Genomic DNA, 24,726 nt, shown 5'->3' on the forward strand with positions numbered 1-24,726 from the left:
CTTTTTTTGACAATATTTATTTAGAAAACACTACTTTTACCCTCAGTTCGCTGAACTTATGGGAATCATCCTCTTTTACAGTTTTTGTTGTGTGAGAATAAACTTGTGTTGTTGTTGTTGTATCATCTCAGTATCTAAACGTTCCATAATTATTTTTCAGACTTACTCCAGCTTCAGCAAGCAAAGAAGTGTGAGTATGCCGAAAGGGGTATTACAAGATCATTTTATTACAATTTTATATGCATTCCCAAAAACATATTTTCCTACAAATGTAGATTTATGGAATAGTCTGTTGTAAAATTGTTATCGAAATAAACTTTTTGGGGGGATTGCAATGGGAAAGGATAAAATGAAAAAGCCGATTTATAAGAGATGGTGGGTTTGGGTGCTTGCTGTAATTATTGTTGGGTCCATAGCAACTAATGGAGGAGACGAGAGCGCTGACCAGCCTGCGAAAAAAGAAGCAAACAATGAGGTAGCTGCAGAAGATACTAGTTCCAACGAAGAAGAATCTACAGACGATGAAAAAAGCGAAGAAACATCTACTGAACCAGAAGAAGAGCCAGCAGAACCAGAGGTAGAGACGTTTGATTCAGGGATGTATGAAGTAGGTTCTGATATTCAACCAGGGATATATTATAATCCTGATGGTGGGGTCTATGTTGATCGATTGAAAGGTTTTAGTGGTCAGCTAGAAGACATCATTGCTAATGCAAACCCTATGGGTCCTTGGTACATTGAAGTTAAGGATTCAGATAAAGGAGTAACTTTTAAATCAAGTGGATGGCGATTGTTTGATGATACAGAGAAGGAAAAACATGAAATAAAAACTTCATTCGGTGATGGGGTTCATATTGTAGGGATTGATATTGAGCCTGGTAAATATAAATTAGATGGATCTGGCACGTACTGGGCTAGATTGAAGGGTGTATCGATGGAATTAGGTGATGTTATTGCTAACGGTAATCCTGATGGGGCTACAATAGTTACAATAGCTGAGTCTGACTTTGCTTTCCAAAGTTCTGGAGGAGGCACTTGGACTAAACAATAAATTTGACCATATAATACGTTTATGACCATATGACCACATTGTGAATTCATAAACAGCATACATAGTAGTATATAAATAAAGATATTTACTCGTATTACATTAATAAAAACAGCTGAGGTCAGAACGTTTTATATCGTCCTATATTGTTCTGTATTTTCAAGAAAAATCATGCGCCACACCCTTGGAAAATAGTATAGCTATTTTTTATCCCTAAAAAGACTACTTCCTACGGAGGTAGTCTTTTTTTTGCGGTTTTACAAATGTGTATCGCTAGGCGATATGGTCTTGATTTCACAAGTAGAGTATTATTTTTCTTAATGTTACTGTATAAGTAGGTCAATTATAAGGTCACAAGAATAGGTGGAAAACAAATGGATTTAAGAAAACAGATTGAAGAGCTTGATTTTGCACTTTTGCAGTCCTTTTCAAATAAAGAAGATCTTGAATGGGGTGTTTTGTTTTCGAACGAACATCAACCAGATTATTATGATGCAAACCACGCCCATGTGAGTAAACAACCTGATTATCCTGAAAAAGTGATCGATGAGGTCATTTCATTTTATAGAGCCTTGAGTATTACACCTAGGTTTTATCTGTATGACATTGAGCATATGGCAAGCTTCATTGCTTTATTAAAAGAGAAGGGCTTTCAATTCGAAGACTTTTCGCAGCCCATTCAATTATGGAATCAAGAAGTCATACAGTTACCTTTAAATAAGGATGTCACGATAGAAAAAGTAACCACTAAAAATAAACACGATGCCTCATGGGTGGAGTGTCAGATTAAAGAATTTGGAGGAAGAGTAGTACGCGAAAAAGCGTTTGAAACTGAATTTAACGATCCTCGTTATTCGCACTATCTATTAAAATATAAAGGTTCACCTTGTTCGACAGCATGCTTATTTGTTCATGGCAATCAAGGAAGAGTAGAAAGTGTTGCCACAATTGAAGAATACAGAGGAAAGGGACTAATTGGCTTGTTGCTGCAACATGTGCAAAAAGAAGCTCAAAACCTCCAGCTAGACAAATTATGGGTACACCCGATCAATGAACGAGTTGAAAACGTTTATAGCAGAAATGGATTTAAAACGATACTTACCTTGCAATGCGGTCACGCTTTTCAAGATGGGAAAAGTATTAAGGGAGTACAAAGCTAGTAAATGATGAGGAATACTTGGGTGATAGATTGAAGGTAAAAGTCTACTTCCAATGATGAAGTAGACTTATTTGATTACAATTGTGTATCGCTTTCCAATAGGTCTTGCATTTATTGTCGAAACCCCTCATATTTAATAGTAGAGGAGGCCCGATATGCGACGCGATATACAACAGAATGAAAGAGCATTCACGACTAAAGAAGTAGCAGAAGAAGTGGGAATTGCCACACCTACTGTAAGGAAGTATGGGCAGATCTTAGAGCGGAATGGCTATGAATTTTTGAAAGATGGCGATCGTCGTATCTTTGTTCAGACAGATATCGTAGCGCTCATAGCGTTACGCGATACGAACAAGCCCCTTGACGATACAGCCAAATCACTTGTGTATCAACAAAAAGAAAGATTAAAAGTCTCAAATGATACAGAGATAGCGATACCCGATACATATGAAAATCTACCCTTTGATCCTAATCAACTAAAAGAGGTCCTAAGGGGTGTGGTCAACGAACTCGCCGCTACACGAGAAATGAATGTTCAATTGAAAAACGATATGTCACAGCTAAAGACCACAGTTTCTCAACTGCAGCAAGACCATCATGGGATTAGCTCCAGCATTGGGAATGCAGCACAAAAAACGAATGTTAAAATCGAAAATCTAACAAAACAACAAAAGGCTCATTACGATACATTGTTACAACAAGAGAAAGAGCACTATGAAGAATTGCTCCAACAAGAAAAGAAAAAGAGTGAGACCTTACAAAGAGAAATGAAAAGTATGAGGGACGAACAAATTAAAGAGTGGCGTGCCCAAAATGATTTTAATAAACGTCTAGAAGAAGCGATACAGAAGCCTAAAGGGCGATGGAGCGGTATCTTATCCATCTTCGGTAAATGAGAATAAGCGTTGTTAATGAACTGGTCAGCATATTGGTCGGTTCATTTTTTGTGATTCAAAGATAGCTGGAATGAGGTGTAGCGCCTGGCGATACATCAAGATTGGTGTGCGGAACCTCGCTAACAATCCGCCGTATTGGTATTTCTGATCTACCGCGGATAGAAAAGGGCACTTACTGTCCGCCGTATCGGTATTTCCGATCTACCGCGGACAGAAAAGGGCACTTACTGTCCGCCATATTGGTATTTCTGCTCTACCGCGGACAGAAAAGCCCACTTACTGTCCGCCGTATCGTCATTTCCGTTCTACCGCGGACAGAAAAGCCTACTTACTGTCCGCCGTATTGGTATTTCAGCTCTACCACGGATAGAAAAGCCCACATACTGTCCGCCATATTGGTATTTCCGTTCTACCGCGGACAGAAAAGCCTACTTATTGTCCGCCGTATTGTCATTTCCGTTCTACCGCGGACAGAAACCTTACATATGAATCATCTTAACGGCTTGTAGCGCGCAATCATGCACATTCAACTACGTATTGGCAGGCGATATGTACAATATTGCGGGCTTTTTTTCATTTCTCTACAATTTCCCGAGGAATATCTACAAAATTTGAGTATCATTTCGACAGTCCAAGAGGTTGGGGTATTAAAAAACAACAATTCCTATACATAACACAGATAGGAGGATAAACGCCCCTGATACTTTACGGTTCATTCTAAATTTATAGGCAAAGATGCCAAAGAATAAGGCAGCAGATAGTTTGGCGATTGGTTCGCTGTACTGGAGATCAGACATCAAGAATGAACTGAACACGATAGATAAGATTAGCGATACAAGTATAAGCGATTTGAACCAAAGCGGCTCGCGCCAAAACCCATTAAGAAATAAAGAAATTTTTTTCACTTTTCAACCACTCCTTCGATCAAATATATGTACAAAATATACACGCAATTACAAAAAACGCATTCTCTTGATTAAACGCACTACCTTCGTCGTCAGGATTGAAAATGGAGCTCCTTGAAATGGGATTCTAGTTATTTTATTTGGTTCCTGCCACCCGGCGTATCTATTATTCTGTCAATTTGTTACAATGTGAGTGAATATTTCAAAAAAACAAGGATTTTGTCAATATACTACGAAATAAATAAAGATAAAGGTATAGGGTTAAGTGGTGTAAAAATTAAGGGGGATTAAATCACATGGCAGCAAATAACATAAGGTACGAGTCATATCATCCACAATTAAAGAAGGTCGTGGATAATGTTGAAAACGTAATGGTCGGCAAGCGGCAAGCGACAGAGTTAAGCATCGTTTCCTTACTAACGGGGGGACACATTTTACTTGAAGATGTGCCAGGTGTTGGGAAAACGATGATGGTTCGCTCTATTGCACAATCCATTGGTGCGAAATTCAATCGAATTCAGTTCACACCGGATTTATTACCATCTGACTTAACAGGGGTATCGATTTATAATCAAAAGAGTATGGAATTTGAATTCAGAGCAGGTCCATTAATGGGGAACATTGTGCTTGCTGATGAAATAAACCGTACGTCACCTAAAACGCAGTCTGCACTTTTAGAAGCTATGGAAGAGCAGAGCATTACAGTTGATGGTGTAACTCATAAATTACCGAATCCATTCTTTGTTATGGCGACTCAGAATCCGATTGAATATGAAGGTACATATCCTTTGCCAGAAGCGCAATTAGATCGTTTCCTATTAAAAATCAATATGGGATATCCGAGTGCTGCTGAGGAAATGCAAGTTTTATCCCGTAATGAAAAGCATCAACCGATCGATGAGTTGGCGGCAGTTTTAGAAATAGAAGATTTATTGAAACTACAAGAACAGGTAAAAACGATTTTTGTTGAAGAATCAGTTAAACAATACATCATTGACCTTGTCATCCGTACGAGAAAACATAGTGGTATCCATCTCGGAGTCAGTCCGCGTGGATCGCTCGCACTGATGAAAACAGCTCAAGCATATGCGTTACTACTGAACAGAGAATATGTCGTACCTGATGACATTAAATATTTGGCGAAATCAGTTCTATGCCACCGGATCATCTTAAAGCCTGAGGCTAGATTTGATGGATACTCACCTGAAAAAGTAGTGGAGGAAATCCTAGAACGGACGCCGGTTCCGGTACTTAGGAAAGAAAGAGTATGATTCAGAAACAGCTTGCGCGCTATCGCACAGCACTAGGAATCGTGGGCATTATCCTGCTGATCGCAAGCTCTTTTTCCTATGCGATGTTCCAAGGAGGTTTCGTCAGCTGGTTTTTGTTCTATTCAGTGCTACCGCTAGTGCTGTATACAACGTTCATCATTTTCTTTCCTTTATCTAAGATCTCAGTAGAACGTGAGATAGAAAAATCAAATTTCATTGCTGGTGAATCAGTGGAAGTGACGATTAAGATTCATAGTAAGCTTCCGATTCCCCTTTTCTATCTTGTCATCAATGACGAATTGCCGAAGTTACTCGGCAACCATGCAAGTGAGAAACATTATGTTTATCAATCAGAATCGAAAGCACTGTTATTTCCGCTTTTCAAAAGAAAGGCGTCTTACACGTATGTCATTAAACCTGTTCCTAGGGGAATACACACGTTCAATAACGTATCTCTAGATACAGGAGATTTATTTGGTTTTATTAACAAAAAGGTATCGATTCCTTTAGAGAGGTCGATTCAAGTGTATCCGAAAACGCAACCGTTATCTGGCTGGAACGTTTTCGAGACCCATCCTTCTGGGATAAAAAGAGCAGGGAAACAAGCGCAGCAAGACTTCACTTCAGCTGTTAGTATCCGTGACTATACACCTGGGGATAAAATGTCTTGGTTACACTGGAAAGCAACGGCTCGATCAAACAAGCTTGTTACAAAAGTGTTTGAAACGCAGCGAAACGATGACTTTGTCGTATTTCTTGATGGTAGCCACCCTGGTTACCAGCGAAATGGTCAGCATCTTTTCGAAAGAGCCGTATCACTTGCGGCATCTCTTCTAAAGCATGCGATCACTAAAGGGACATCAGTTGATTTTCATACGATTGCGAGGGAGCATGCTCAGTTATCCTTCCAGTCAGGTCAAAATTTCGAGTCTAAATGGATGTATCATTTAGCCCGAATTCAACCGGATACGAAGTCTTCGTTAACAGCGGTGTTAAAGCACGAAGCGCACGAAATGGCTAAGGGTGTATCGGTTTTAATCATTACACCAGATCTCTCCGATACGTTCGTGAACACTGTTGAACGGATGGCTGCAAACAAAATCCAAACGATGTTTTTCTATATTGCGAAGCAAAAGGTAGTTTCGAAGGAAGAGCAGCACCTTTTAACAAGATTGAGAGCACGTAATGTAGTCGTGTACGCTGTCACCATTGATGACTTTAACGAGGTTGTAAAGGCGGGTGTTCAAAATGCCACAAGTTGATGACCGTCAAAAATTCTCAGTAGGCTCGTTTCTCTTATACATGCTCGGATTCTTCCTGTTTTGGGAATGGTTACGTCCACTTTCGACGTTTACCGATACGAACTACTTATCGATTTTTGTGCTTTTTTCAGCGTTTCTATTTACGATTTCTTATTTTGAACTATCGTTTTGGGTGGCCACTCCAATCAAAGTTTTAGCGCTCGCTTATGCGCTACATACGATCTATTTTCCTGTCTCTTTTTTCGATGTTCAATGGGTCACTTATTTATTTAATGACCTAATCGAAGCGTCTAAGCTTGTATGGATGAGAGATTGGAATTCGATGAGTAATTTGAGCAAAACGTTCTTGTTCTTGATTCTATTATGGCTAATCAGCTATTTAATGCATTACTGGCTGATTCAAGCAAGAAGAATATTTCTATTCTTCATCATTACGGTGTTATACGTAACCGTTGTAGATACGTTCACCGTTTATGATGCAACAGCAGCCATTGTTCGAACGGTGATGATTGGGTTTGTATTATTAGGCATCCTCCGGTTTATTAGAATTATTGAACAAAAAGGATTCCGTGTATACCGAAACCAATTTCCGCTTATGTGGGTTATACCGTTAGCCTTATTAATTTCGTTTTCATCTGTTCTCGGTTACTTAGCGCCGAAAGCAGCTCCGCAATGGCCGGATCCTGTACCGTTTATTACTGCGGTCGGAAGTCAAGCGGGTGAAGGAGAAGGCGCAGGTAGAGGTGGCGGTATACAGAAAATTGGCTATGGAACGAACGATGCACGTCTCGGTGGACCGTTTGTGTTTGATGATACGCCTGTTTTCAGTACAGAAATAAAAGACGTTCATTACTGGAGAGTGGAATCTAAAGAGTTCTATACAGGTAAGGGTTGGGAGACAAACCCTGCAGATCCTCCAAGTGAACAAGTTAATCCTGAGAATATTACTGTAAATTCACCTCATGCGATCACTTATGGAGATGACGTTCGGACAGAGGAAATGACCGCACAAGTAGAAGTATTGAAGAAGGGTCTTTATCCTTTCATCATCTATCCAGGTCAAATCAACTCGGTCGGTACCGAGGAAAATAGAGATTACCAAATGAATACGGTAACGGGTAAGTTGATGACGTTCAAACAAGCGGGAGAGTCAGGAATTCCAAACTATACGGTCAACTATACGTATCCTGAGTTCTCAGAATCGATGCTTCGAAGCGCGAGTACAGATTATCCAGACTATATTAATGAGCGATATTTGCAATTACCTGAGAACCTTCCGAATCGTGTGAAAAAGCTCACGGAAGAAATTACCGCAGGGGAAAACGACCCATACGGTAAAGCGAAAGCGATTGAAAAGTATTTTGCTAATAACGGTTATGGGTATAATACACAAGATGTTGCGGTACCAGGGAAAAGTGATGATTACGTTGATCAATTTTTGTTTGATACAAAGATTGGCTATTGTGATAACTTCTCCACATCTATGGCGGTCATGTTAAGGTCGATTGACATACCGACGCGGTGGGTGAAAGGATTCACTGGCGGGGAGTATGAAAAAACACTCGAAAACGGTGTTCGTGAGTACGTCATTACTAATTCAAATGCTCATTCATGGGTTGAAGTCTATTTTGAAGGTGTTGGTTGGGTCCCATTTGAACCGACACGTGGATTTAGAGACCTTGGTAACTTTGTAGATGATTACCAAGAAGACGATACGAACCTAGATGTTCCAGTCGAGCAAGACGATCAAAATCAACAAAATAAAAACCTTGAAGATGGCTCTAAATCATCAGGTTTCAATCTACCGTTTGATGTCGAAAAAGTGCTTACAGTACTAAAGTGGGGCGCGCTAGGACTTCTTGGTCTGGCTGCTTTAGGTGGTACAATAGCCTTTGTGACGAGAAAGAAATGGTTGAATAAGTTCTTTCTATGGCGGTTTAGAAAACGGGAAGATGAGAAGGTGTTCCAAGACGCATACCATCGACTGCTCTGGTTATTAGAGCAATACGGTGTAAAGAAGAGACCTCAACAAACGTTGCGTGAATACGCAATTGAAGTAGATCGTTATCTCGATACGGGCGATATGAAGCTACTGACGAAGAAATATGAGAAGGAAAGATATGGTTTACAGAGTCAGCATGTCGACTGGAATGATACGAAGGAATTGTGGGAAAATTTAATTAAAAGGATACGACCTTGACCGCGGTATAGGTGACTGTTAGAATAAATCCATATTTTATACGTTAGGATTATTCTTCTTCCTTCATATATGTTTGGGAATATGGCCCGAATGTTTCTACCAGATCACCGTAAATGATCTGACTATGAAGGCAGGCACTGTTATGCGCGCACAACAGGACCCTGCCTTCAATGGTATGGGTTCTTTTTTATACCTTTGTATATGAGTTCAACTAAGGCTCAACCTGCGCGAAATAGCTTGGTTTTACCAAGTTTTCTTTATATATTTATGTACATCTTTTCACATGATGGATCGAATCTTGTTCCATCGTTCATTCTATACAAATACAAGTTTTTAAGAGAGGTGGCTGACAAGCATGCATGCAACTGAAGAAACGATTATCGTACTTGACTTTGGTGGTCAATACAATCAACTAATTACGAGGAGAATTCGTGACCTTGGTGTATATAGTGAGCTCCATTCACATAAGATTACAGCCGAGGAAATTAAGGCGCTTAATCCGACAGGGATTATCTTTTCAGGAGGGCCGAACAGCGCTTATGCACCAGACTCTCCACAATGTGATGAGCGGATCTTTGAATTAGGCATTCCAATCCTAGGTATCTGTTATGGAATGCAGTTAATGACGCATCACTTTGGTGGCAAGGTTGAGAAAGCGAATCATCGTGAGTATGGAAAAGCAACAATCGCAATCCGAGAAGCCAACGATCTATACAAGGACCTTCCTGAAGAGCAAACGGTTTGGATGAGTCATGGTGACCTAGTCGTAGCTCCACCTGAAGATTTTCAAACAGATGTGACAAGTCCTTCTTGTCCAGTTGCAGGTATGAGTGATCCATCTCGCAACCTATACGGTGTTCAATTTCACCCAGAAGTAAGACATAGTGAATATGGAAATGAACTACTAAAGAATTTTGTCATGAACATTTGTAAGTGTGAAGCGGCTTGGTCGATGGAAAACTTTATTGAAGAAGAGGTTGAAAAAGTACGAAACATCGTTGGAGATCAGAAAGTACTTTGTGCCTTAAGTGGCGGAGTAGACTCTTCAGTCGTTGCGGCACTGATTCATAAAGCTATTGGAGATCAACTTGTTTGTATGTTCGTCGATCATGGACTCCTTCGTGAAGGTGAAGCGGATAGCGTTATGAAGACGTTCGGTGAATCCTTTAACATGAACTTGATCAAGATCGATGCAAAAGATCGTTTCTTAAGTAAGCTTGAAGGCGTATCAGATCCTGAGCAGAAGCGGAAGATCATCGGTAACGAATTCATTTATGTATTTGATGAAGAAGCGGCAAAGCTTGAAGGCATTAATTATCTTGCCCAAGGTACGCTTTATACAGATATTATCGAGAGTGGTACCGATACTGCTCAAACGATTAAATCACACCATAACGTCGGTGGATTACCAGAGGATATGCAATTTGAATTGATTGAGCCTCTCAATGCACTCTTTAAGGACGAGGTTCGAAAAGTCGGTACAGAGCTAGGATTGCCTGATGAAATCGTTTGGCGTCAGCCGTTCCCTGGACCAGGACTTGGCATTCGAGTGCTTGGTGAAGTGACGGAAGAAAAGCTGAAAATCGTCCGTGAATCAGATTTCATTTTGCGTGAAGAGATTAAGAAAGCTGGTCTTGATCGCGACATTTGGCAATACTTCACTGCTCTACCGAACATGAGAAGTGTAGGGGTAATGGGAGACGCAAGAACGTATGACTACACAGTTGGAATCCGTGCTGTTACGTCCATTGATGGCATGACATCGGATTGGGCGCGTATCCCTTGGGATGTACTAGAGAAAATTTCGACAAGAATTGTGAATGAGGTCGATCATGTCAACCGAATCGTGTATGACATCACATCTAAGCCGCCGTCCACGATCGAGTGGGAATAAACGAACGATAGATAAAAGAAGATAGCACATTGTTCGGAAATGGTGTTGACAAATTTCGTCAAAACCCATACAATTTAGAAAAATACAACTTAAAACCATCGTATAACGTCGAGAATAAGGCTCGAAAGTTTCTACCAGGCTACCGTAAATGGCTTGACTACGAAGGGATTTCATACAATAGAACGAGACTGTCCATTTGATATGGATGCTCCGTTTTGGTTCGTTCTATTCCCTTTGTCGTTAAAGCTCCAGGTAACCTGCCTGGAGCTTTTTGCTTTGTTGCTCATCAGAGATAGAAAGAAATATAGACAATTGGGAGTGTTAGGGAATGGATCGATTTTTTGGATTTAAGGAACATGGGACGAGCTATCGTAAAGAATTTATAGCAGGATTAACAACTTTCTTATCAATGGCTTATATTTTATTTGTTAACCCGGCGATCTTAGGTGACGCGGGTATGGATAAAGGGGCAGTGTTTGTTGCGACTGCCCTTGCTGCTGCAGTAGGGACACTGATTATGGGTGTACTCGCAAACTATCCGATTGCACTAGCACCAGGTATGGGACTTAATGCATTTTTCACCTATTCAGTCGTCATGGTTATGGGGATTCCTTGGCAGACCGCATTAGCCGGCGTTCTCGTCTCTGGACTTGTTTTTATCGTTATTACATTATTGAAAATCAGAGAAACAATTATTAATGCAATCCCACAAGAATTGAAATACGCTGCAGCTAGTGGTATTGGACTTTTCATCGCATTTATCGGCCTACAAAATGCTGGTATTGTAGAAAACAATGATTCTACACTCGTCCAGCTTGGTGATTTAACAAATGGCTCAACTTTACTTGCAGTGTTCGGACTGGTCACCATCGTCATCTTCATGGTTAGAGGTGTGAAGGGCGGTATTTTTTACGGGATGGTGCTCACAGCCATTGTCGGAATGGTGTTCAAGCTGATTCCTCTACCTTCTGGTGTTGTTGGGGCTGTTCCGAGCTTAGAACCAACTTTCGGTGTTGCAATCTCTTATTTAGACCAAATTTCGACCATCGATATGCTTGTCGTCGTCCTTACTTTCTTATTCGTCGACTTTTTTGATACAGCAGGTACGTTGATGGCAGTTGCTACCCAAGGAGGTCTGATGAAAGAGAACAAATTACCTAGAGCAGGCCGCGCTTTACTTGCAGATTCATCAGCAACAGTGATCGGTTCTGTTCTTGGAACATCGACAACCACAGCGTATATTGAATCCTCTTCGGGTGTCGCAGCTGGTGGTCGAACAGGATTTACATCGGTTGTAACAGCAGGGTTCTTCCTGCTCGCATTACTTTTCTCACCATTACTAGGTGTCATTACACCAGCTGTAACCGCACCCGTCCTTATTATCGTTGGGGTACTAATGGTAGGGGTACTAGGTAAAATTGAGTGGCATCGCTTCGAAATTGCAGCACCTGCATTCCTCACGATCATCGCCATGCCATTGACCTATAGTATCGCAACAGGAATTGCACTCGGATTCATTCTTTATCCACTCACCATGATCGTGAAAGGTGAAGGCAAAAAGGTCCACCCAATCATGTACGCCATGTTCTTCATCTTCATACTATACTTCGTGTTTTTGGCTTAGAATAACATACAAATATAAGAGACTTCCCTTAAAGGGGAGTCTCTTTTTTGCTTTTAATGAATAGAAAACAAGAAAATGACTGAAGTCCTATAATGTGAAATCTAATAAACATAATTGTAATTTTATCGAAATGTTTCTGGTGACTTATTTTTCTTATTAAAAACAGGTTTAACAGTAACCACAATAGAGGTATGTAAGAATAAACAAGAAAAAAGGCTAATTTTGTAAAAAATGTAGCGGTGTCTTTTTTACCGCTGAAATTCACAAGAAAAAACCCTTAATTCGAGAGGTCGGTAAAGAAGTCCATTATTAATTACAAAAAAATACATTGTTGGTATAAAAGTTATTTTGACCTACCTATAGTAGTTTGGTAGTTTTTCCTTAGGATATGAACAAATTTTGTCATATTTGTGTTTAATCATGCGAAAGGACCATCGTTAAAAGATGGTAATACATAATTAACAAATGCTCAACCAAACATTAAGTGATGGAGTGACGAAGCAATGATCGATGCCAAACGAAAAGCATTTATATTTTTAACCTTGGCTTTTATTTTAGCTGTTGTGGCAGCGGGGTTTATTATCAATCAAATACAAATGGCGCAAGATTCATTAGGAGAGACAGTTAAAGTGGCTGCAGCAGATACAGATATTCAATCGTACACCTCAATTAACGAGAGTGACATTGAATGGGTTGAGATGCCAATGACTGCTCAGGTAGATTCTTTTATTAAGAAATCTGACGATATGAAGGATTCTATTACAATTGTCAATTTGAAAGAAGGAGACCTCGTTACTAAGAGTGTTGTCCGTAAAAAAATAGATATACCCGCGGATCACCGTGTGGTTTGGTTGAACCCAAGTGAAAACGTATTAGTAGACCAAGGAGTAGCAGAAGGAGATCTCGTCGATGTCATTTCTGTTTTAAAGAATAAAGAAGGTGTTACGACAGAACGTCTCCTTCAAAACATAAAAGTCGTACAGTTTGAAGAAAAGAAAGAAGGACCACCTGCGATAAAGGTTTCTTTATCTGTTACAGATGCTGAAAAGTTAATTTATACACAGAATGCCGCTAAACAAATTCGAGTCCTGAGAGTCAATCAAGTTACGAAAAGTAGCGAATCCAAAAAACCTGAACAAAAGAGTGAGGAACCCAAGGAATCAGAGGGGAACCCTCCTAAGCAAAAGGATAAAGAAAAGAAAAGTGAAGATGCTCAAAAAAACAATCAGTAATCGTTAAAGGAGACGGTCGTCAATGAGCCAAATGAAAGCAATAATCATTACTGAAAACGAGACAATACAACATTCTCTAATAGAAATCCTAGAGGCTCATGAAATTGAAGCTGAAGTGAATATCGAATGGAAACGTTCATTTGCTCAAGCAAACTATACATTTTATTTCATAGACTATAAATCGTTAAAAATGATAGAAGAATTTACAGCACCCGCTTCAAGTTTCATCATAGGCATGAGTTCTGAACGGTCATTTGATGAAGGAAGAGCCTGGATGAGGGCTGGGGCGTATGATGTTGTCGTTTACCCTGATGAGCAATCGCGCCTAAATGACATCATCTCTTCTGTAAAAGGGAAGGTGGAAAAGCAAAAAGAGAGCTTTGGAGATACAACCTTTGGCGGCGGACAGGTTAATGCCTTCTACAGTGCAAAGGGTGGAAGCGGTAAGACGCTTATGGCTTCTATGATTGCACAATCTTTGCAAATTCATCACGACAAACGGGTTATTTTAATAGATTTAAGTGCACAATTTGGCGGACTAGAAACCGTGTATGGTGTCAAAGATAGTCGTTCGTATTTGGATCTACAACCAGTTATGCAAGAACTATCCCTCAACCATATTGAAAATGTAGCGACAAAGGATGAGGAGACCGGGAACTATATTTTGTTGGGCCCGGCAAACCCAGCTAAGGCGGAAGAAACTTCAGAGGAATTGATCACGAAGATCATTCGGACATGTCGTGCACATTTCGATCACGTCATTTTAGATTTACCGACAGCGATCAACACGATTAGCTTTGCAGGATTAAACGAGGCAACCAAAATCCATTACATCTTAAACCCAGATAGTCTATCTTTAAGAAGCTATAAGCATGCAAATGCATTGTTTGAAAGATTTCAACTAGGAAATCGAGGCAGTTTATCTATTTTATTAAACCGTGTTCACCCTAAGAGTGAATTAGGTCAAAAGGATGTTTCGAAATTAATTGGAAAAGAAATTGACGCAAGTATTCGCTCAGACTACTTTGCTCTGCAACCTTACTTAAATTTAGGTGACAGCTTCTATAAGAAGGAAAAGGATAAAGGACAATTTAAACCTGCTAAAGATGTTCGTTCTTATGTAGAAAAAGTGTTGTTATAAAAGGTGGTGATGGAAATTGTCTTGGTTACAAAAAGCATCAGGGTCAACTTCGGTACAAAACGGTATTGAAAAGAATTGGGATGTGGAGTCTGAACAACAGGATTCTTGGGTCAGGCATTATAAGAGTCGTTTAATTAAAGAATCTAATCTTGAATCAATTACGACTTTACCTCCTCAAGAACGAAAACAAACCATAGAACGTTTAGTGAAGCAGATGATTGAAGAAGAGAAGGTCATCATTCCTCAGCATGAAATGGATCAGATTATCCGCCAAATTATAAATGAATCTGTGGGGTATGGTCCTCTAGAAGCATTACTACAAGATGACTCCATTACTGAAATTATGGTTAATGGACCGAGAGAGGTATATATCGAGCGGAAAGGAAAGCTTGAACGGACAGAAATCCAGTTCAAAGATCATCAGCACATCCGTCATATCATTGATCGAATCATCGCGCCATTAGGACGAAGAATTGATGAGAGTTCACCGATGGTTGACGCTCGACTATTGGATGGTAGTCGTGTAAATGCTGTTATTCCACCTATTACGCTGGATGGTCCGTCTATATCGATACGGAAGTTTAATAAGACACCTTTTACAATGGAAGATTTAATGCAATTCGATTCCTTCACGAATCGGATGGGGGAATTTCTGAAGGCAGTGGTTCAGGCAAAACTCAATGTCCTAGTTTCAGGTGGAACAGGTAGTGGGAAGACGACATTGCTAAATGTCTTATCTGATTCCATTCCAAAGGGTGAACGGATCGTTACGATTGAAGATATGGCAGAATTGAGATTTACATACGATAACCTCGTCAGAATGGAAGCGAGACCTTCAAACATGGAGGGGAAAGGTGAAGTAACCATTCGCCAACTTGTAAAAAATGCTTTAAGGATGCGCCCTGATCGAATTATCGTAGGTGAGGTAAGAAGTTCGGAGGCGATAGATATGCTCCAAGCGATGAATACTGGGCATGAAGGCTCACTCACAACAGTCCATGCTAATTCACCAAAGGATGCTCTAGGGCGTCTGGAAGCAATGGTCATTATGTCTGGTTTATCGCTAACGGTTGATGTCATTCGAGGTTATTTTGTAGGTGCATTAGATTTGATTATCCAGACATCACGGCAAACTGATGGAAAGCGTAAGGTGGTCAGTATTGCTGAGGTATATGAGGAAAGTGGAGAGATCGTAATCAAGGACATTTTCCGATTTGTTCGTACAGGAGTAGATACAAATGGAAATGTAAAAGGTCACTTCGAGGCAACCGGGTATGTACCAAAAGCATATGAACGGTTTAAGGCGCATGGCATCCAAGTTCCTGATTTGATGTTTGAGGAAGGGGTGCTCGAATAATGCTGCCGTGGATTTTCTTAAGTGCTTCCTTTTGTGCCTTTATTTTATCCGCTTATTACTTCAAGCGCATGATGACCATTAAGAAAACGACAAGCAGAGCTGAAGAATGGTTTGAGGATGCCAATCAGTTAGAGCGGAAGAGTTTTGTTCTATTAATTGGGGATCGCTTTGATCAATCTGAACTCTCAAGTGATCTGAAGAAAAAGTTGGTCCAGGCCAATATTCAATTACAGCCTTCCGAATACATGGGTATTTATATACTCACGCTGACATCATTATGGTTTTTTAACTATTTTATATTAGGGTTATATTTGTTTATCGGCTTAACGATTTCCTATTTGATTACTTGGCTAGCCTCCAAGCTTTATCTTAGTTCTAGGCAAAACAAGCGGAACGAAAGCTTTAATCAACAATTACCGGAAATTTGTCGGATGATGGCCAATGCCGTGAAAGCTGGACAAACGATACCACAAGGAATTGCGATGGTTGGAAATGAAGTAAAGGCGCCTTCTGGTCCTGAATTTAAACAGATGGATCAACAGCTCCGATTAGGAGATGACCTTGATGAAGTGATGGACAGATTTCGAGAGCGAGTTTCGAGCAATGAAATTAACATCTTCGTGAGTACAGTCCTGATACAAAGGCGTGTAGGTGGAAATTTAGCAGAAATTCTAGATTTGATGGCAGGAACACTTGAAGAACGTGCGCGAGTGTATAAGGAAATTCAAACCGTTACTGCAGAATCGAAATCAATTGCTTATATTTTGGTGATCATGCCACTCATGATGGCTGTGATGATGAACCTATTCATTAAAGGGTTTTTGAATGTCCTTTTTACGACTTTCGGATTGATACTGCTAGCCGTATTCGCTTGCATGATTGGATTTGCTTTCATACTTATTAAACGGATTACAAGGATAAGGGTGTAAAGAGATGAGCTCACAATTCAGCGTTTATACAGTATTGCTGTTTAGCATAATTTTACTCTTATTATTAATTGGATTTGTATACGTTTATTTATTCATCGGGAAGAAACAACGGTTGATGTCCCATGTGAAAATATCTGAAACACAAATGAGAGCACGACTGAAATTCAGAGAAAGAATGGCTAAACCGATTATCAAGGCTGCAGAGTATGCGGGACCAACTGGGATTAAATATCCGTTTTTTTCGGACAAAGAGAAAGACGAAAGATTGATTGTCAGTGCTGGAAACCCCATGGACTTACGGCTAGAAAGCTTTTATGGATTAAGGTTTGTTTTAGGCCTGAGCGCATTGCTATTCACTATTCTTTATGTCTTTCTAGGTTTACCGTTCGGCCTTATGATGATGGTTCTTTTGCCTTTGGGTGGCTTCTTCGGGCCAAACATCTGGCTATGGTTAAAAGCTCGAGAACGACAAGAGCAAATTAGCGCGACGATGCCGGATTTTCTAGATACAGTAAGTGTAACGCTCCAAGCGGGTGTTAGTTTGGATGGTGCGCTTAGGCAAGTAACAAAACAATTATCTGGACCACTAAGTGAAGAGATTGATCGGTTTAGTAGAGAGATTGAGTTAGGTGTTCCGAGGCGAACGGCATATGAAAATCTACTGAATCGTAATTATTCTAAAGAACTGAAGATGCTCGTAACATCTTTAATTCAAGGTTCATCTCTAGGTGTGCCAGTTTCACAAACGTTTAAAATACAGGCGGATGATCTACGTGCGATGCGTGGCTTTAAGGCTAAAGAGAAGGCTGCAAAAGCAAGCCCGCAAATTACTCTTGTTACAACGTTCTTTGTAGCACCAGCTGTATTCTTCCTTATTATTGGTATGTTAATTTTGAATGTTATATATAATCCGAGTGCATTTGGTCTAGACTCCTTCTTCTAATAGGAAGGGTTCACAATAAATAAAAAAACAAACTAAAGGAGAAATCTTATTATGATGAACATGTATGTGAAGATGACGTCAGCACTTAATAAATACGTAAAAAATGAACGAGGAGCTCAAGCGCTTGAGTGGGTAGCGTTAGGATTGGTCGTGTTGGCGGTCATGGCTGCAGTTGCTACAGCTGTTAAAGGTAACGGCGGAGCGATTGGGGATGCCATCGTATCCAAAATAGCAGAACTAATTAATAACATGTAGTCTAATGATGAAAATGAAGCCGAGAAAAATCGTCAAAAATGAACGTGGTTCTCAGTTAATTGAGTTTATCGCGGTGTTTCCAATGGTCATATTAGCGATGCTGTTTATTTGGCAAATGGCCTTAGTTGCTTACACGGTTGTCATTACTGAATCTGCAGCCCGTGATGGTGCCCGTGCTGCGGCTGTAGAAGGAAATGCAAAAGAAGTAGCGGAACGATCAGCAGGTGGTCTGAAATTACAAAGTGTCACTACTAATGAATCTGCTGAAGAAGTTACCGTGATAGTAGTAGCTAAGGTTCCGACTGTATCCATTCCGTTCATCGGAAAAATTAACTACACATTGGATGCGGATGCTACCATACCGATTGAAAAAGAATTTGAGAGTTGATGACCATGAAAAAGTACTTAAAAAATGAACGTGGCGGCGGCATGTTATTCATAATTGTAGGAATGCTTCTTGCCTCCATTTTTATCAGTTTTATGTTCTTCGATTTCTTTAACGTATATATTTCCAAAAGAGTAAGTCAAACGAGTGCTGACGCAGCCGCTCTTGCAGCTGCAAAGGAAGCCAGAGAAGTATATGAGGAAGAATATACTTCCATGATTAAGACCGAACTAGAGGGCTTAAGAGATCTTTTTGACGACGAAAAAGCTGCAGGTGAAGAAGAAGAGGGGGAGGAAGGTGATCCTCCTCCAGAAGAAGATTCTTTACTTGATAGCATCATAGATGAAGTAAACAAATCATACAAAGAAGCAACGATGCCTCCCAATCTACGAGATTGGTTAGAAGATCCCGAGGTAAAGGTCGACCCTGTGGAGGCGTTGAAGTACTTTTATGATGAGGATGAACTTAGTACAGTGGCATGTTCATCTGTTTCAAACAATATGGATAGGATTCGAAAAGCAGCCGAAGAATACGCGAAGAAAAATGGCGCTGATAAAAACGTAATGGTCAAGTTCGACAAGAAAAAATTTAGGATCATCGTAGAATCTGAGAAGAAAGGTACTTATGTGACAGCAGAAGATTCGTTGTTTGATGGCATTAAAGCGGATGCTTCAGCTACAATCAAACGGCCCAAAAAAATTGATATTAGTTGTGGTGGATGGTGGCATTAAACGATTAGGAGTTGTGAGAGAACTCGGGAGGAAAGGGAATGATGGAATCTACGAAAAAAAGGCAGACTATACTTCTAGTGATGGTCGCCCTATTTGCATTTCTCTTACCGGTTTCTGAGGTAAGTGCAAACATAGGAAACTTCGATTATGAGGATAATGGACTGACGAGTACCGAAAGTGACGGTAAAAAGGACGACGGGGATAAAGACGGTTTACTTGGTAAATTGGAAGACTTGCTAAACGGTGCTAAAGGTCTTTTCGGGAAAGCTAAAGATTTCTTCCAACCAGCAGTAGATGCAGTTGGTGATGCGTTTGATTTAATAAAAGATAAGGTTTCAGAAGGCTTGGACTGGATGAAAAACAAGTTTTCTGAGGGGTGGAACTGGGCAAAAGGAATGCTCTCCGATGGTTGGGCATTTGCGAAGAATGCCTGGGAAGGCTTTACTGAATGGGCTGGCGATGTTTGGGCAGCCACTCCTGATTGGGTCAAATCAACGATATCATTCTTAGGGGTTTCAGCAGCGGTCGTAGGTACGGCAATTGCCGGTGTCATATCCGCACCCGTTGCAGCAGTCGCTGTTGCTGGAGCAGGAATAGCAGGCGGACTCTACTATCTACTAAACGGCGGATCTGAAGCATACAGTTTCTTAGGGTCGCTGGGGTGGACAGCAGGAGGAGCTATAATTGGTGGTGTCGGTCAAGCCATTGGTGCTGTTAGTGCAGGCCTAAGTTCGTTAAGAGTATTTGCAGGTCGACAACTCGCAACGATGAGACTAGGATACTTCCTCAACAGATTCGCAACAGGAAGCGGTATAAGAGCAGGATTGCAAGTAGCAAAAGGACTAGGTGGAGCTTGGATGAAGGTTGGAGGTCCAGCGTCCTTAATAACCGCTTTTTCACACTTAGTTAACTTAGGTTTTACAGGGGATATTAATGGTGGAGAGATGGTGGTTGATACAGGAATTGCTTTAATAACCGCACCTCTTGGCTTTGGATTAACAAAAAGTTTTTGGAGTTCGGCAAAAACATTCCAAGGCTTGGCTTCGCCGATATTTGGAAGTGCAACACTAGGAGGAGTATCTAATGTTGCTATTCAAGCCTTTAAAGGTGATGCTACTGGTACGGACTTTTTAGTGGGATCAGCAGTAGGATTGACTTTTGTAATACCAGATGCAGTTGTAACTAAATTTGTCAATAACACTAGCGCTGAATACACCTATGAATATATTAAAAAACAAATTGGTGATATTTTTACAGACTCTTCAGATAAAAAAGTAAACGCCAGTAAAAATAAATAGACACAAGGAGTACTCTATGAGTAATAAAAAATGGAGAATGATTCAAATAATATGTTATGTAATTTCAATTAGTGGGATTTTGTTTACTTATTTTGCTGCAACTGATCCTGTTGGAAATGGCATCAGGAGAATGATAGAGCGTCCATGGTGGTTTAATTGGATGTTAGTGTTAATAGGCATCTGCATTTGCACTATAACTCTTGTGGAAGTACGAAGTCGTAATGGTGGAATAATAGATGCTAAAGTCATCGGTCAAACGTTATTGTGGATCGGAATTACAGTTGGCGGACTAATGTTCGTTTGGTACTTGAGAGGAGATTTTAGTTAGTAGGATTAATCAATGAATACGGATAGAATGTGGAAATGTATTTATATACTTAGTGTTATTGTATTCTTCTAAACCATTTTTATATAGGGTTTATGGTTATAGTCATCCTATTGTTTCGTTATTTAACAGGAAGTTAACCTAAGAGCGTTTTATCTGGATCAGATTCATCGTCACAAAAAACTATTATGGAATTGAAAAGGGAATCATAAAATGAACGATAAAACATGGAGAATCATACAAATTACATGTTGGGTGATTTTTTGCTTATTTAACATCCGAACCTGTGGGGGATGGTGTTTGGCGAATGGTGGTTTAATTGGTTAATTGGCCTTATAGTTGTATCGGGTTTTACGGTTACTTTGGCTGAAGTACGTAGACGGAATGGAAGAACGGTCAATGCTAAAGTCATTGGTCAGACGCTATTGTGGATTGCAATTACAGTTGGCGGACTAATGTTCATTTGGTACTTAAGGGGAGACTTTAATTAATTCATTCAAGGAGTGTTTTATGTGAGCAGTAAAGGTTGGACGATTGTTCAGTGGTCATCATTCGGAGTGTCTCTTTTGTTTATATTAATGATTTTCTTGATGACCAGTGAGGTGCAAGGGGATCGGTTGGTCCTTATGCATTCCACTCCTTGGATGTATGTTCTTTTTGGTTTATCTATTGTTGGATACTATTTTTTTGTCGTTGCACATATTTGTAAACGGAATAAAGTAGAGAAAATTACTCTGAGACTAGCTGGACAGGCGTTTTTTTGGACTGCCATTTTTTATTGGGGACTTTATATCATTAATCAGCTCTAACTTTACATAAAAAGATAAAGCTTTAGGAGGAGTATTATGAGGAGAACTTATCTGATCTCGTCTATCATTCTATTAATACTAGTCATCGCCGGGTGTTCGAATGACCAAAGCGGTGAAAACACAGAAAAAGGCGAAAAGCCGAAAGAAAAACAGGAAAAGACGTTTGATTACCCTGAGGCTCCAAAAGATGCACAGGGGATTATTGAACAAGGTGCTGGAGAAATCACCAAGGTATTGATAGATGATGGCGTCGAAAACATAGACGAAACAGCCATGGAACAAAAGTTCAAAAAAGAAATTAATGAGCTACCAAAGGATCTCACGAGTGATCAACTATATGATTTTATCATTGCAAAAGGCGCACTCCCATATGATCGTGCTGTGAAATTATATGATGATTTTGACAACACTTATACATTGGGTAGGGAGAAAGAAGAGGAAGAAAAACCAAAGAATATTGTATTCCTATTAGATGCTAGTGGCAGTATGGCAGGTAGTGTATCTGGTGGTATTAAAATGGATCTAGCAAAATCTGCGCTTCAACAAGTAACGGGTCACCTTGAGCCCTCCACTAAAGTGGCACTAAGAGTGTATGGTCATAAAGGTAGTAATGCTGACAAAGATAAAAAAGTTTCTTGTAATAGTAGTGAAGTTGTTTATCCATTGGACAAATATAATGAGGGGGACTTTAATTCTGCACTCTCAGAATTTAAACCAACAGGTTGGACGCCAATTGCTTCTTCACTCAATCTAGCAAAAGAAGATTTTAACAATAACGCTAGCCAAAATGTAAAGAATATTATCTATGTCATAAGTGATGGTGTAGAAACGTGTGATGGGGACCCCGTTCAGGCAGCTAAAGAAATCCATGATTCTGATTTAAATGTCACTGTAAATGTAATTGGGTTTGACGTTAATCAGGAGGGGCAAAACCAATTGAAGCATACCGCACAAGCGGGTGGCGGAGAATATAGAGATGTTCGTTCAAAGAAAAGCTTAGAAGATGCGCTCTTTGAAATGACCAATCAAATTAGAGAAGACATTAAAAAAGACTTCGATCTAGTCAAGGAAGGAATATCACTTAACTCATGGTATGTAAAGCAATCGAATGGACTACGTAAGGTTAAACAAAAGTTTCAAAATTATACAAGTGACGAGAATCGAGTTTTGGATAACTTATTATTTGCAATTGACGATGAGCTAGACTTAAAGGAAGACGTTTATTCAGATCTTTCGGATTTAATTATGGAGCGTTCAAAAGTCATGGACGAATACAGCCAAGAACGATATGAAAAAATGAAACAAGAACTAGAAGAATCAAAGGATAAAGCAAAAGCGGAAATAGAAAAAAGAGAACAAGAAGCTAAATAGTAAGCGCTATTAGAGAGGGGCGTTAAGAAGGAGAATATAATGAAACTTACTTCGTTGTCCTAGTCTATTTCATATTTACAGTCACCATATGGAAAAGAGCAATATCCTAATCCTGCAGAGTTGTTTAGTGATTCTTAGTAAAGGCGGATCTATAGCTGATAAGTAAGCGTTTTCTCTATACAAGCCGGATAGAACAATTACAATGACTGACAGATTCTTAAATTGATAAAAAGGAGTTAGGATGATGTCGATTAAACTAACATCGGAATTAAATAAACAAATCCGTACACATAAACGATTCCTCGAATCCTATGATCTATTCAATTATGGGTTCAAATGGAAAGGTGAAATGTTTTATTATGTAACGTATTCCCTTTTGGGAAGGGTGAAAGGAATGGCTGTACTTTATGATGGAAGCCCAATTGAGAATGAGGGAATTATAGAAGCCTTTTCAAATATCTATAACTTTAATCGAATCATTAATGTCGCACGAGATCAATTATTTCCAGATATGAAGAAACCAGTAGATGTGCTTGAACAATTGAAAAATCTTCTAATTGATGTCAAAGGTGCTTCTGATGTTGAAACGGATGAGATAAATGAAGAGGTTGAAACAGTAGTACAAACACTTGATGAAGTCATTGGATTTCCATGGAAGTTGAATGATATTCTTGTTGAGATGAAATCAATTGAAAAAGACGTATTAGACAGAGGGTATCTCCTTAGTGAAGAGGTCGACAGGATGATGGAGCTTAATATTTCTCACAACCAAATCATGTATGAACAAGGCAGAAAGCAACTTTCCATTACAGACCATGTCGCACGTATTCGTGACCATTTGGAGAATGAACCATACCAAAACTTCGATAAATATCTAAAAGACCTACTAAATTTGTATTTAGAAAAGAAAACGGTAAATCAGTTGCGAATTTCTCAACAATCCTTTGAGATAGTCATAGGTGGAAAATCTGTTCCATATTCAGCTGGTGAGAGAGGTATGAAAGAACTTGAAGAGAATATACGAGCAGAAGTTAAACAGATAATTGATAAAGATATGAAAGAAAAGTTAAGAAATAAGAAACACTAATTAACAATATTTGAACATTCATAATAAATCAATCTTCAGGATAAATTTTGCATTTTTGGTATTTTGATCCTGACCCTAAGGAATTTGAAAAAACCCATCATAAAAAATAGATTCGATATTAATATAGATGAGATAAGAAGAATAGCAAGCTGCTATTCTTCTTTCCTTTTGAATGGTGTCAACCATCTAGCCATTAGTGACGAGAAAGGTACCCCCATTACAATTGCCAAACAAATATGTACGATATCTGCCATCGTACTGTAGGGAACTAGGTTTTGGAATGTGAACTTGGTTAATTGCAAAAACCCGTAAAATGAGAGAAGAAACATCATTGAATAGAGCATTCTGTACAAGCGTATTCACCATCCTCCACAGCACTTTCTTACTACATTAATTTAATTCACTAACCCTATTAAAAATCCTTTTAAAACTTTTTTAGATTTATGGTTGACCATCCTGTTGTTTAGATGGTATATTGGTTAAGTCGCTTCGGGAGAGGCGCACACAGCTCTTTGAAAACTGAACAAAAGCCAAGCGTGAAACACGGGTCTTTTTATAAAGAACCCTGAATCAATTTCGATTTAAAATTATGAGCAAGTCAAAC

General features: G+C 39.6%; 23 protein-coding genes and 2 riboswitches. Of the genes, 22 read left to right on the top strand and 1 reads right to left on the bottom strand.

Translation table 11 applies throughout. The annotated features are described in order from the left end of the window. The first annotated feature begins 334 nt into the window (after positions 1-334). From L2716_RS17645 to L2716_RS17655, 3 genes are all read left to right on the top strand, one after another. Positions 335-1,051, top strand: coding sequence for an Rv1352/Rv1906c domain-containing protein (locus L2716_RS17645; RefSeq protein WP_236338854.1), 717 nt, complete (start codon positions 335-337; stop codon positions 1,049-1,051). Positions 1,052-1,422: 371 nt separating this feature from the next. After that, complete coding sequence (locus L2716_RS17650; RefSeq protein ID WP_236338864.1) at positions 1,423-2,208, top strand: GNAT family N-acetyltransferase; 786 nt, start codon at positions 1,423-1,425, stop codon at positions 2,206-2,208. A gap of 154 nt (positions 2,209-2,362) precedes the next feature. Next, positions 2,363-3,103, top strand: coding sequence for a hypothetical protein (locus L2716_RS17655; protein WP_236338867.1), 741 nt, complete (start codon positions 2,363-2,365; stop codon positions 3,101-3,103). A 647-nt stretch (positions 3,104-3,750) separates the two neighbouring features. Here L2716_RS17655 and L2716_RS17660 read toward each other — a convergent pair. Further along, the gene (locus L2716_RS17660) at positions 3,751-4,008 is read right to left on the bottom strand and encodes a hypothetical protein (protein WP_236338877.1); all 258 of its coding nucleotides are present in this window, start codon (positions 4,006-4,008) and stop codon (positions 3,751-3,753) included. Between the two features lie 296 nt (positions 4,009-4,304). Here L2716_RS17660 and L2716_RS17665 point away from each other — a divergent pair, with 296 nt between their 5' ends. The 19 genes from L2716_RS17665 (at position 4,305) to L2716_RS17755 (ending at position 24,122) form a co-directional block, all read left to right on the top strand. Continuing rightward, complete coding sequence (locus tag L2716_RS17665) at positions 4,305-5,279, top strand: AAA family ATPase (protein ID WP_236338879.1); 975 nt, start codon at positions 4,305-4,307, stop codon at positions 5,277-5,279. Continuing rightward, positions 5,276-6,541: a DUF58 domain-containing protein gene (locus L2716_RS17670; RefSeq protein WP_236338881.1), complete on the top strand. Its 1,266-nt coding sequence runs from the start codon at positions 5,276-5,278 to the stop codon at positions 6,539-6,541. Before L2716_RS17665 ends, L2716_RS17670 begins: the two co-directional genes overlap by 4 nt. After that, a complete protein-coding gene (locus L2716_RS17675) occupies positions 6,528-8,741 on the top strand; it encodes a DUF4129 domain-containing transglutaminase family protein (protein ID WP_236338898.1) in 2,214 nt (737 codons plus the stop codon). The genes L2716_RS17670 and L2716_RS17675 overlap by 14 nt, the downstream gene beginning before the upstream one ends. Before the next feature lie 43 nt (positions 8,742-8,784). Continuing rightward, positions 8,785-8,886, top strand: a riboswitch (purine riboswitch). A 210-nt stretch (positions 8,887-9,096) separates the two neighbouring features. Then, the gene (guaA, locus tag L2716_RS17680; RefSeq protein ID WP_236338909.1) at positions 9,097-10,635 is read left to right on the top strand and encodes a glutamine-hydrolyzing GMP synthase; all 1,539 of its coding nucleotides are present in this window, start codon (positions 9,097-9,099) and stop codon (positions 10,633-10,635) included. 78 nt (positions 10,636-10,713) lie between these two features. Then, a riboswitch (purine riboswitch) is annotated at positions 10,714-10,815 on the top strand. A gap of 148 nt (positions 10,816-10,963) precedes the next feature. Next, the gene (locus L2716_RS17685) at positions 10,964-12,259 is read left to right on the top strand and encodes an NCS2 family permease (RefSeq protein WP_236338911.1); all 1,296 of its coding nucleotides are present in this window, start codon (positions 10,964-10,966) and stop codon (positions 12,257-12,259) included. Positions 12,260-12,762: 503 nt separating this feature from the next. Continuing rightward, positions 12,763-13,491 carry a Flp pilus assembly protein CpaB gene (gene cpaB, locus L2716_RS17690; protein WP_236338921.1) on the top strand — a complete coding sequence of 243 codons (729 nt, stop codon included), beginning with the start codon at positions 12,763-12,765 and terminating at the stop codon, positions 13,489-13,491. Between the two features lie 22 nt (positions 13,492-13,513). Further along, positions 13,514-14,632 carry a CpaE/TadZ family protein gene (locus tag L2716_RS17695; RefSeq protein ID WP_236338923.1) on the top strand — a complete coding sequence of 373 codons (1,119 nt, stop codon included), beginning with the start codon at positions 13,514-13,516 and terminating at the stop codon, positions 14,630-14,632. A gap of 82 nt (positions 14,633-14,714) precedes the next feature. Continuing rightward, positions 14,715-15,989: a TadA family conjugal transfer-associated ATPase gene (locus tag L2716_RS17700; protein WP_425589740.1), complete on the top strand. Its 1,275-nt coding sequence runs from the start codon at positions 14,715-14,717 to the stop codon at positions 15,987-15,989. Continuing rightward, positions 15,989-16,918, top strand: coding sequence for a type II secretion system F family protein (locus tag L2716_RS17705; protein WP_236338935.1), 930 nt, complete (start codon positions 15,989-15,991; stop codon positions 16,916-16,918). Before L2716_RS17700 ends, L2716_RS17705 begins: the two co-directional genes overlap by 1 nt. Before the next feature lie 4 nt (positions 16,919-16,922). Further along, entirely contained in the window at positions 16,923-17,861 is a 939-nt protein-coding gene (locus L2716_RS17710) for a type II secretion system F family protein (RefSeq protein ID WP_236338937.1), read from the top strand. A 51-nt stretch (positions 17,862-17,912) separates the two neighbouring features. Next, positions 17,913-18,116, top strand: coding sequence for a hypothetical protein (locus L2716_RS17715; RefSeq protein ID WP_236338939.1), 204 nt, complete (start codon positions 17,913-17,915; stop codon positions 18,114-18,116). Between the two features lie 13 nt (positions 18,117-18,129). After that, positions 18,130-18,504 carry a TadE/TadG family type IV pilus assembly protein gene (locus tag L2716_RS17720; protein ID WP_236338942.1) on the top strand — a complete coding sequence of 125 codons (375 nt, stop codon included), beginning with the start codon at positions 18,130-18,132 and terminating at the stop codon, positions 18,502-18,504. 5 nt (positions 18,505-18,509) lie between these two features. Continuing rightward, positions 18,510-19,232 (top strand): CS domain-containing protein, encoded by a 723-nt coding sequence (locus L2716_RS17725; RefSeq protein WP_236338951.1) that lies wholly within the window; start codon positions 18,510-18,512, stop codon positions 19,230-19,232. A 38-nt stretch (positions 19,233-19,270) separates the two neighbouring features. Further along, entirely contained in the window at positions 19,271-20,530 is a 1,260-nt protein-coding gene (locus L2716_RS17730; protein WP_236338959.1) for a hypothetical protein, read from the top strand. Between the two features lie 37 nt (positions 20,531-20,567). Next, entirely contained in the window at positions 20,568-20,858 is a 291-nt protein-coding gene (locus L2716_RS17735; RefSeq protein ID WP_236338961.1) for a hypothetical protein, read from the top strand. 290 nt (positions 20,859-21,148) lie between these two features. Then, complete coding sequence (locus L2716_RS17740; RefSeq protein WP_236338962.1) at positions 21,149-21,346, top strand: hypothetical protein; 198 nt, start codon at positions 21,149-21,151, stop codon at positions 21,344-21,346. A gap of 21 nt (positions 21,347-21,367) precedes the next feature. Further along, on the top strand, positions 21,368-21,664 hold the full coding sequence (locus tag L2716_RS17745; RefSeq protein ID WP_236338964.1) for a hypothetical protein: 297 nt from the start codon (positions 21,368-21,370) through the stop codon (positions 21,662-21,664). A 36-nt stretch (positions 21,665-21,700) separates the two neighbouring features. Then, positions 21,701-23,035: a vWA domain-containing protein gene (locus L2716_RS17750; RefSeq protein WP_236338966.1), complete on the top strand. Its 1,335-nt coding sequence runs from the start codon at positions 21,701-21,703 to the stop codon at positions 23,033-23,035. A gap of 244 nt (positions 23,036-23,279) precedes the next feature. Then, positions 23,280-24,122: a hypothetical protein gene (locus L2716_RS17755; RefSeq protein WP_236338968.1), complete on the top strand. Its 843-nt coding sequence runs from the start codon at positions 23,280-23,282 to the stop codon at positions 24,120-24,122. Positions 24,123-24,726: the final 604 nt, after the last annotated feature.

Origin of the sequence: Pseudalkalibacillus berkeleyi, assembly GCF_021608225.1 — a bacterium.
In the GTDB taxonomy this organism is placed as follows: domain Bacteria; phylum Bacillota; class Bacilli; order Bacillales; family Fictibacillaceae; genus Pseudalkalibacillus; species Pseudalkalibacillus berkeleyi.

What these genes read in the sequence shown, in the direction of transcription:
- L2716_RS17645 (WP_236338854.1), top strand. Translation starts at nt 335, where the DNA reads ATGGGAAAGGATAAAATGAAAAAGCCGATTTATAAGAGATGGTGGGTT.
- L2716_RS17650 (WP_236338864.1), top strand. Translation starts at nt 1,423, where the DNA reads ATGGATTTAAGAAAACAGATTGAAGAGCTTGATTTTGCACTTTTGCAG.
- L2716_RS17655 (WP_236338867.1), top strand. Translation starts at nt 2,363, where the DNA reads ATGCGACGCGATATACAACAGAATGAAAGAGCATTCACGACTAAAGAA.
- L2716_RS17665 (WP_236338879.1), top strand. Translation starts at nt 4,305, where the DNA reads ATGGCAGCAAATAACATAAGGTACGAGTCATATCATCCACAATTAAAG.
- L2716_RS17670 (WP_236338881.1), top strand. Translation starts at nt 5,276, where the DNA reads ATGATTCAGAAACAGCTTGCGCGCTATCGCACAGCACTAGGAATCGTG.
- L2716_RS17675 (WP_236338898.1), top strand. Translation starts at nt 6,528, where the DNA reads ATGCCACAAGTTGATGACCGTCAAAAATTCTCAGTAGGCTCGTTTCTC.
- guaA (WP_236338909.1), top strand. Translation starts at nt 9,097, where the DNA reads ATGCATGCAACTGAAGAAACGATTATCGTACTTGACTTTGGTGGTCAA.
- L2716_RS17685 (WP_236338911.1), top strand. Translation starts at nt 10,964, where the DNA reads ATGGATCGATTTTTTGGATTTAAGGAACATGGGACGAGCTATCGTAAA.
- cpaB (WP_236338921.1), top strand. Translation starts at nt 12,763, where the DNA reads ATGATCGATGCCAAACGAAAAGCATTTATATTTTTAACCTTGGCTTTT.
- L2716_RS17695 (WP_236338923.1), top strand. Translation starts at nt 13,514, where the DNA reads ATGAGCCAAATGAAAGCAATAATCATTACTGAAAACGAGACAATACAA.
- L2716_RS17705 (WP_236338935.1), top strand. Translation starts at nt 15,989, where the DNA reads ATGCTGCCGTGGATTTTCTTAAGTGCTTCCTTTTGTGCCTTTATTTTA.
- L2716_RS17710 (WP_236338937.1), top strand. Translation starts at nt 16,923, where the DNA reads ATGAGCTCACAATTCAGCGTTTATACAGTATTGCTGTTTAGCATAATT.
- L2716_RS17715 (WP_236338939.1), top strand. Translation starts at nt 17,913, where the DNA reads ATGATGAACATGTATGTGAAGATGACGTCAGCACTTAATAAATACGTA.
- L2716_RS17720 (WP_236338942.1), top strand. Translation starts at nt 18,130, where the DNA reads ATGAAGCCGAGAAAAATCGTCAAAAATGAACGTGGTTCTCAGTTAATT.
- L2716_RS17725 (WP_236338951.1), top strand. Translation starts at nt 18,510, where the DNA reads ATGAAAAAGTACTTAAAAAATGAACGTGGCGGCGGCATGTTATTCATA.
- L2716_RS17730 (WP_236338959.1), top strand. Translation starts at nt 19,271, where the DNA reads ATGATGGAATCTACGAAAAAAAGGCAGACTATACTTCTAGTGATGGTC.
- L2716_RS17735 (WP_236338961.1), top strand. Translation starts at nt 20,568, where the DNA reads ATGATTCAAATAATATGTTATGTAATTTCAATTAGTGGGATTTTGTTT.
- L2716_RS17740 (WP_236338962.1), top strand. Translation starts at nt 21,149, where the DNA reads ATGGTGTTTGGCGAATGGTGGTTTAATTGGTTAATTGGCCTTATAGTT.
- L2716_RS17750 (WP_236338966.1), top strand. Translation starts at nt 21,701, where the DNA reads ATGAGGAGAACTTATCTGATCTCGTCTATCATTCTATTAATACTAGTC.
- L2716_RS17755 (WP_236338968.1), top strand. Translation starts at nt 23,280, where the DNA reads ATGTCGATTAAACTAACATCGGAATTAAATAAACAAATCCGTACACAT.